This is a genomic window from Clostridium tarantellae, assembly GCF_009295725.1.
Taxonomy (GTDB): Bacteria; Bacillota; Clostridia; order Clostridiales; family Clostridiaceae; genus Sarcina; species Sarcina tarantellae.
In genome coordinates, this window is the sequence record NZ_WHJC01000221.1 from 1 (window position 1) to 5633 (window position 5633).

A 5633-nucleotide genomic window follows, 5' to 3' on the forward strand; every position below is an offset into this window, starting at 1 on the left:
TGGCTATATTCATATAAATATTATATAAAACCTCACCACTATAATTGAAAATTAATGGTGAGGTCTTTTAAAGTACAGCTATAATAAGTGATGATTATACTTATGTTTAAAATAAATATTTATTTAAATTTTATTTTGCTGTAATATTATATCTCTTTATTTTATTGTATAATGCATTTCTACTTATACCTAATACAGTTGCCACTTTAGACATATTTCCATTATAAAACTTCAGCGCCTTTTTTATTTCCTCTTGCTCAACAACAAGAAGTGGACGAACTGAGTCATTACAGGTTAAGCACACATTTTTTTCTCCATGCCATACTTCATCATGCTCTATGATATTTCCTAAATTATCTCTTGTTAGACAATGACACTCTTCTAAGTTAAGTTCATATGTAGTTATTCCATTTAAATTAACTATGTTTTCAATACAATTTTCTAATTCTCTTATATTTCCCGGCCAGCAATAAGAAATCATTTTTTTATATAATGATTGAGAAATAGTTGGTATGGGTTTGTTAAGCTTCTGACTTTTAACTTTTAAAAAATAATTTATTAATACAGGGACATCCCCTATTCTATCTCTTAAAGGTGGTAGTTTTATAGGAATAACATTTAATCTATAAAATAAATCATTTCTAAAATTCCCTTTTTTAACTTCTTCTTTTAAATCTTTATTAGTAGCAGTTATTATTCTCACATTAACAGGTATAGGAGTTTTTCCTCCTATTCTTGTAACAACTCCTTCTTGAATAACCCTAAGAAGAGTTACCTGCATTTCTATAGGCATTTCTCCAATTTCATCTAAAAATATTGTTCCTCCATCTGCTAATTCAAATTTGCCTGCTCTTCCACCTTTTGTCGCTCCAGTAAAAGTACCTTCCTCATATCCAAATAGTTCACTCTCAATTAAATTTTTTGGTATAGCGCCACAATTAAGAGCTATAAAAGGACCAAACTTTAAATCACTATAATTATGAATAGATTGAGCCAATAATTCTTTTCCACATCCACTTTCACCAGTTATTAAAATTGTAGACGGACTATTAGCTATAATCTTACATTGAGCAATAACTTCCTTTATTTCTTTACTTTCTCCTATAATATCATCAAAAGTATATAATGCAGTACTTTTAGAATACTTATCTACAGTTGTTAAAATATGTGTTAAATCCTTTAATAAAATAATAAACCCATTAACTCTATCTCCTTCTTTTAATTGAGAAATATCACAATTAAATTTTATTTTATTTTTTGAAATTATCACATTATCTTCTAAAATATAATTATTTTTTGAAAATGAACTTAGATTTTTTTTAATTGAAGGAAAAATATCCTTAATATTATTAGTAAGTAAAACTTCTTCATATTTTAGTAATTCCTTTGCTCTTGGATTCATAAAGGTAATTAAACCATTTAAATCTATAGAAATTAGCCCTATAGGCATACTATTTATAATAGATAATGAATCTATATATTTTTTTGAATCTTTCATCTCTTATTTTAAGTAAAAAATTACATTTAAATTATTAATCTTTTACTTCATTTCACTCCTTTCACTATTTTAAATAATATTATTTGTAAAAATTCATTATAACATTAACAATTATAGATAAAATTATATATGATAAAAACAGAATTTTTTTAATATATTTAAAAAATTACAATAAAACTTTATAGAATCATGTATAAAAAAAGACAAAATTGTAATTAATAATTACAATGACAATAATAAGTACACTTTAAAATAATAAAACTGTACTTATTATTGTCACAAAATAATTTTTAAAATGCAATAAAAGTTATATTTTTAACAATTATCTATTTTTTAAAATTTGGCACGCAAATTGCTAATATATAAAGTATAATAATTTTTTAACAAAGAAAGGATTCTTAAAATGGAAGACAAAGGAAAATTCAGAAAAGGTATTATGTTTGGTATTTTAGTAGGTCTAGCTTGGGGACTAGACGGAGTATTAATGGGAAGAGTTGGATCTAATGAAATATTCTCTAGCTTTGAATTATCTCCATTAGTTACGGCATTATTTCATGATGGATTTTGCTTCTTTTGGGTAGCATTATTCTTATTATTCTCAAAACAATTAAAAGGCGTATTTACATTGCTAAAAACTAAAAAAGGTTTAGCTACAGCAATGGCTGCTGTTGTTGGTGCACCAATTGGTATGAGTGCTTATTTATTAGCTATAAAATATGCATCAGCACCATATGCATCAAGTATTTCTGTTATTTACCCAGGAGTTGGAGCAATTTTATCATATTTAATATTAAAAGAGAAATTATCATTAAGATCAGTTTTAGGTATTGTTATTAGTTTAGTTGGTTCATTTATGTTAGGATTTAATCCTTCTGGAAATGTTCCACCACAATTTTTCAAAGGTGTATTATTTGCTTTAGTAGCAGTTTTAGGTTGGGCTTTAGAAGGAGTTATCATAGGATTTGCTATGAAGAAAATTAAAGGTGAAGACCATATTACTGCAACACCTCAACAATTTTTATGCTTAAGATATTTGATTTCATTATTAGCTTATTCTATAGTTGTAGTTCCTCTAGCTGGTGGATATGGAGTAGCTGCACAAGTAGTTTCTTCAGGATTAGTAATTCAATATGCTGGTATAGCAATATTAGGAGCAATTACATACTTATCTTGGTATAAAGCTGTTGATTTAATTGGAGCAGCTATGGGTACTGCACTAAACAGTACTGCTTGTTTATGGGCAATTATATTCTCAGCTATATTATTTGGAGATAAAATAACTCCAAGCTTAGCATTTTGGGGATTAGTTATAGTACTAGGAGTATTTGTATTTGCTATAGATCCAAAAACTTTAAAGAAGAAAAGTGAGGTAACAAACTAATGTTAAATAAAAATGTTATAGAGAATATGAAAAATATTGTAGATAATTGTATGGGAGATTCTGATGCGGCATGTGTAGCAACATGCCCAATGCACACAGATGTTAAACAATATATAAGATTAATAAAAGAAGATAAAGGTAATGATGCCATAAAGGTAATAAGAGAAAAATTATTTATACCTGGAACATTAGGAAGAATATGTGCTCATCCTTGTGAAAAAGAATGTAAATGGAATGAAAATAAAAGTCCTATGGCAATAGCATCATTAAAAAGATATGCAGCAGATAACTTTGATGATGAAGCTAATTGGGATATGAATATAAAAAATGAAAATGGCAAAAAAGTAGCTGTAATAGGTGCCGGTCCTTCTGGATTACAAGCAGCTTTAGATTTAAGAAAAGAAGGATGCACAGTTACTGTATTTGAAAAACTACCTGTTAGAGGTGGAATGATGGCAGTAGGTATTCCTGAATATAGATTACCTAGAAATGTTTTAGAGAGAGAAATAAGTTACTTAGATAAATTAGGAGTAGAATTTAAAGTTAATTGTGAAATAGGAAAAGATATTTCATTTAATGAGTTAGTTAATGAATTTGACAGTGTAGTTGTAGCTGTTGGTAAGCACCAAGGAAGAGTTGATAGAAGTTTAAAAAACTTTGATGCTGAAGGAATATTTAGTGCAGCTGGTTATTTAAAAGAAGCAGCTTTAACAAGAAATGTTGAGAAAGCTGGAAAGAAAGTTTTAGTTGTTGGTGGTGGAGACGTTGCAATGGATTGTTGCAGAGTTTCAAGAAGATTAAATGGAGTTGAAGAAGTATATTCTATATGCTTAGAAGATAGCTTTAACACAATGGCTTCATCTAACCACGAAATTAAAGGTGCTATAGCAGAAGGAATAATGTTTAATCATGCAAAAGCTATAAAATCTATAAGCGTTGATGAAAATGGAAGAGTTAGCAAAGTAGAATTAAAGAAATGTTTATCAATGTTTGATAGCGAAGGAAGATTTTCACCAAGCTTTGATGAAAATGAAGTGAGTACTTTAGAAGTAGATACTATTGTATTTGCTATAGGTCAAGGGGTTGAAGGTGAATTTGCTAAAGATATATTAATTCAAAGAGGAAATTCTACTTTTGAATGTGATAAATTAACTCTTCAATCATCTTCTAATGAAAAAGTATTTATTGCTGGTGATGCTTCTGGTGAATCTGTAATAGTTATACAAGCTATGGCTACTGGAAGAAGAGCTGCTCAATCTGTAATAAGATTTTTAAATGGAGAGTCTTTAATAGACGGAAGAAAATTAGAGGATACTTGGACATATAAAACTAAATTAGATGTTCCTGTTGATTGGAGCGATGTACATACTACTAGAGAAGATATGGGAGAAACAGATGCAAAAGAAAGAATTAAATCTTTTGATGAAGTTGCTTTAGGATATACAAAGGAAGAAGCTTTAAAAGAAGCTGATAGATGTAGACAATGTCAATGTAAGCTTTGTATGAAAGAATGTATAATGATGAAAGATTATACTGATTGCCCTAAAAATTTATTTAAACAATATTTAGAAAAGGGTTATGAAAATATGGACAAAATGATTGTTCATTCATGTAATGATTGTGGACAATGTACAATAGAGTGTCCAAAATCATTAGATTTAAGAAGTAATTTCATGGCTATAAAAGATAAATATGTAGAAGAAAATGGTGGATTAGCTGTAGTTGAAGGATTAGTTCCTTTTGATAAATCTCAAGAAATGGAATGTAGTGAAGAATATTCAACTTGTGTAAAAGCTAATGAAGAAAAGAAAACTAAGTACTTATTTGTACCAGGTTGTACTGTTCCAGCTTATAATCCACAATTAATAGAAAAAACTTTACAACACTTAAAGGAAACTTTAGATGGTGAAGTTGGAGCTTTATTACAATGTTGTGGTAAGGTAACTAAACTTCTTGGAGAGCAAGAAAAATTCAATGAAAGAAATAAAATGGCTATAGAAGAAATTAATGCAAGTAATGCAGATGTAATAATTACTATTTGTCCTTCTTGCTATAATGTTTATAAGGATACTAGTGATAAAAAAGTTATTTCTTACTGGGATCTAATGAGAGAAAAGATAGGAATTCCAGAAGACCAAAAAGGTATTGGAAAAGATTCAGATGTTATATTTAACATACATGATTCATGTGTAACAAGAAATGTTCCATCACATCATGAAAGTGTAAGATGGATGTTATCAGAACTTGGATATAAATATGAAGAAATGAACAGAAATAGAGAAAATACAAGATGTTGTGGAGTTGGAGGAATGGTTTGTAGCTCTAACCCAGCATTATATGAAAAAGTATATACAAGAAGAGCAAATGATGCTACACAAAAGCAAATAATCAGCTACTGTGGTTCTTGTAGAGGAACAATGGAAGCAGCAGGATTAGATTCATTACACATATTAGACTTACTTCATGGAGATACTTATACAAAAGCTCAAGCAGCTAAAAGAGGTTATAAAAATGAAGAAGAAATGTGGAGCAATAGATTAGAGTGTAAAAACATATTAAATAAATATAAATAATAATAAAAATCTCACCGTTAACATTTTAATGGTGAGATTTTTTTATTGGAGATATGGAAAATGGGTTTATATTATATATTTTACACAAGTATTTTTAATTTTAAACATTTTGTAAAAACTAAATTGTAAATTTTTGTTATTACCAAATATAAAGCTATGTTTATAATATAAAGAATTCAGG

General features: G+C 28.2%; 3 protein-coding genes. 2 read left to right on the plus strand and 1 reads right to left on the minus strand.

What is annotated here, in order from left to right; all coding sequences use genetic code 11:
- Positions 1-130: 130 nt before the first annotated feature.
- Positions 131-1498, minus strand: a complete 1368-nt coding sequence (locus tag GBZ86_RS11940; RefSeq protein ID WP_234885163.1) for a sigma-54 interaction domain-containing protein — start codon at positions 1496-1498, stop codon at positions 131-133.
- 403 nt (positions 1499-1901) lie between these two features.
- Between GBZ86_RS11940 and GBZ86_RS11945 the strand changes: the two genes are divergently transcribed.
- A complete protein-coding gene (locus GBZ86_RS11945) occupies positions 1902-2879 on the plus strand; it encodes a DMT family transporter (protein WP_152890956.1) in 978 nt (325 codons plus the stop codon).
- Entirely contained in the window at positions 2879-5452 is a 2574-nt protein-coding gene (locus tag GBZ86_RS11950) for an FAD-dependent oxidoreductase (RefSeq protein WP_152890958.1), read from the plus strand. Before GBZ86_RS11945 ends, GBZ86_RS11950 begins: the two co-directional genes overlap by 1 nt.
- The last annotated feature ends 181 nt before the right edge of the window (positions 5453-5633 follow it).

Coding starts and splice junctions, on each gene's coding strand:
- GBZ86_RS11950 (WP_152890958.1), top strand. CDS start 2,879: ATGTTAAATAAAAATGTTATAGAGAATATGAAAAATATTGTAGATAAT.
- GBZ86_RS11940 (WP_234885163.1), bottom strand. CDS start 1,498: ATGAAAGATTCAAAAAAATATATAGATTCATTATCTATTATAAATAGT.
- GBZ86_RS11945 (WP_152890956.1), top strand. CDS start 1,902: ATGGAAGACAAAGGAAAATTCAGAAAAGGTATTATGTTTGGTATTTTA.